We start from the raw sequence: 3,257 nt of genomic DNA, 5'->3' as shown, positions 1-3,257 counted from the left end.
TGGTAACCAGACTGAACTATTACTTGAACATGTAATACTACGCCATTGTTGCTATGAAAAACGAAAAGGAAGAATCAACTATTACAAACATTTAAACCATATTTGTCGCTTAGCTTGACGCCAATGCACCTTCGCGGGAATGACATTTCAATCTTCCATTCCTTGTCTTTAAATAAAACACAATCATCTCCCCCAAACATTCTTTATTGAACTGTTATTTTAAACGGTTTCAGATCTTTTATGTCAGAGCTGTTACCATAGTACACTTCATATTCTCCTTGCGTCACAGCCATCTTCCTCTGCTCCCGATCATAAAATTCAAATGAAGAAGGCGGAAGGTCAATAGTAACCTGCCCTGTTTTACCTGTCTTTATATCCACACGCTTAAAGCCGCGAAGGGTCTTAAGAGGCCCTTCAATATCATTCATTTTTCTCACATAAACCTGAACCACCTCTGTGCCGTCATGTTTACCGCTGTTTTTTACAGGTACGGTCAACCGGACGGTTTCATCAGCCTTTATTATTGTTCTGTTTACACTTGCCTCACCGATCTCAAACCTTGTATAGCTTAATCCATAGCCAAATGAGAAGAGTGCATCATTCATATAGCGGTATGTCCTGCCCTTCATGGAGTAATCTTCAAAATCATTTATCTGATTCGAACTTTTATAAAAGGTGACCGGCAGTTTTCCTGATGGGTTGTAATCACCAAAGAGCACATCGGCAACCGCCTGTCCTCCGGATTCACCCGGATACCATGCCTGTAGAATAGCATCGCTGGTCTCGGTTTCAGGGGTAAGGGCAATGGCTGAACCGGAGCAGTTTACAAAAATAATCTTTTTACCTGCCTCCTTGAGCGCCTTTAAACAGTTGCGCTGTACCATTGGAAGTTCTATATCAGTGCGGTCACCACCCTTGAAACCGGGGTATGAAACAGGCATCTCTTCACCTTCGAGGTTACCTGAAAGACCGCCAGCAAATACTACCAGATCAGTTCCCTCAAGTTTTTCGATAAGAGCGTTATAGTCCATATCGACCTCTTTTCCAAAGTCGAATTCTATGCTTGCCTGCCAGTCGTTCTGCTGGGTATAGAGGATTTCAATATTGTATTTATTCCCCTTTTCAACCTTAAAAGGAATCCTTGCAGGCAGTGTTCGCCAGTTGCTGTACTTTGTGATGGATTTGTTATTAACAACCAGCTCAAATGCCCCTGTTGCCCCGCATTTGAATACAATCTCCTCGGTTACGGACGGGGTGAATTCCGTTTCATACCTGGCTGAAAAACCTTCAAGCTTGACCCCTGAAGCAAATTCATGCTGCCCTGCGGTTGTTAGTTTAATGGGGTTTTCTATCTGCTGTGTGATAGCAACTTCTCCCTTTAGGTCAGGGTTGTTCCAGTAGGTAGCCTTAAAACCCTTCTTACCTTCAAAGGAACACTGCTCGAAATAGCTTTGAGTAACCTTATCTTCAACAAGGTCGCAGCCTTTGTCATAAATAATTTTATTAGATGAAAGCTTTGATGTGATGCCATCAAGGATTGTGATCGTCCTTACGGGGGTTCCATTATAGTTCCCCCACAGCACCGGTTTATCATCGGCATTAGGCCCGATAACAGCCAGCCTTTTGATGGATTTTTTCAAGGGCAGGATATTGTTTTTATTCTGAAGAAGCGTCATTGATTCACGTGCCATATCAAGGGCGAGTTTCCTGTGATCTTCATTATTAACGATTGACACCGGAATTTTAGTCCAGGGAACAAGTTCATCATTATCCATCTCGCCCAGGTCAAAACGCCCGGTCAGCACACGCTTCAACCGTGTGTTGATCTCTTCCTCGGTTATAAGCCCCTTCTCAACAGCCTCTGGGAGTTTTTTATAGTTGTGACTAGCCCACTGACACTCCACATCTGTCCCTGCCAGAACACCTTTTGCAGATGCATGCACCCCATCGGATGAGACCTTATGGCTCCTGTAAAAATCGTCTATTGCTCCGCAATCGGAGACAACAACATGTTTAAAGCCCCAGTCATCACGAAGAATCTTCTGGAGCAGGCGTTCATTACCGCAGCATGGTTCATCATTCAGACGCTGATATGCGCACATTACCTGGCGGACATCAGCCTCCTGAACCAGGGCCTTGAATGCAGGCAGATAGGTTTCATGAAGATCCCTTGGTTCTAGATCTGTGATGTTAAGGGAGTGGCGGCTCCATTCAGGCCCTGAATGCACTGCATAGTGCTTGGCACATGCAAGCAGTTTGCGGTATTTTGCATCGCCAGGCCCCTGAAGCCCTTTTACTACTGAAACACCCATCCTGGACATAAGGAAAGGGTCTTCGCCATAGGTCTCCTGACCACGGCCCCAGCGGGGATCACGAAAGATATTAATATTGGGTGTCCATACAGAAAGACTCAAAAAACGCCGGTTTTCAAGCCCCTTTTGCTGCGACTCATTGTATTTGGCACGGGTTTCATCAGATACTGCGTTGAATATCTTATAAACCAGTTCATCATTAAATGAGGCTGCCATGCCTATTGGCTCAGGAAAAACAGTAACATCACTGTTATTTGCGAGGCCGTGCAGTGCTTCACTCCACCAGTTGAATTTTTTTATACCTAGGCGGGGAATTGCATCCGATACGTCACACATCAGGGCGGCCTTTTCTTCAAGGGTTAATCTTGAAATCAGATCCTTTGCCCGCTCTTCCGAACTTAAATCAGGATTTTTATAGGGCAATGGCTGCCCGAAAGAACTTGTTGAAAGAAATAAACTTACTATAAACAAAAATAATATTTTCATATTCCTTCCTGTTTTAAAAAGGCATAGGGCATGGCGCATAGCGAAAGAGATGAATATACTACGCTTTGCGCTTTGTCTTCTGCGCTCTGCGTTATTTCACCCTGTACACACTGATAATCACAAAAGGATTGTCCTTAGGCATCTTTTTAGGCATTGTAAGTGTGCCCAGGAAAATAGCATGATTGAGCCATGCATGTTTACTTTCCGAAGGCGCCTCAAAGTCTATCACAGACCGTGTATAGGGAGGTGTGCCGTCCTTTGACATGTGCATTAAAACACGGTTCTGCACCTGGATAAGCGCCCCATCGTTTGTTTTGAGGGTATATTTTGCGTCATTGCTGTCCAAGATAAATGAAAATTTGATATTGCATCAAGTAAAAACAAGTAGTTAAGTTAACAAAACGGCGTATTCAAAAAACAGGTTATTGCCAGCAGTGCTGTCCAAGAATCAAAATGGTA

At 43.9% G+C, this 3,257-nt stretch carries 2 protein-coding genes; both read right to left on the bottom strand.

Features of this window, described 5'->3' with window-relative positions; all coding sequences use genetic code 11:
• Positions 1–203: 203 nt before the first annotated feature.
• Positions 204–2,798, bottom strand: coding sequence for a glycoside hydrolase family 3 protein (locus tag GX654_17820; protein ID NLD38723.1), 2,595 nt, complete (start codon positions 2,796–2,798; stop codon positions 204–206).
• Positions 2,799–2,889: 91 nt separating this feature from the next.
• Entirely contained in the window at positions 2,890–3,144 is a 255-nt protein-coding gene (locus GX654_17815; protein ID NLD38722.1) for a DUF3237 domain-containing protein, read from the bottom strand.
• Positions 3,145–3,257 lie beyond the last annotated feature (113 nt).

The sequence above is a fragment of the Desulfatiglans sp. genome (genome assembly GCA_012513605.1).
GTDB lineage: Bacteria > Desulfobacterota > DSM-4660 > Desulfatiglandales > HGW-15 > JAAZBV01.
Note: the sequence above shows the minus strand (reverse complement) of the source record. Positions and strands in the feature narration are given on the sequence as shown.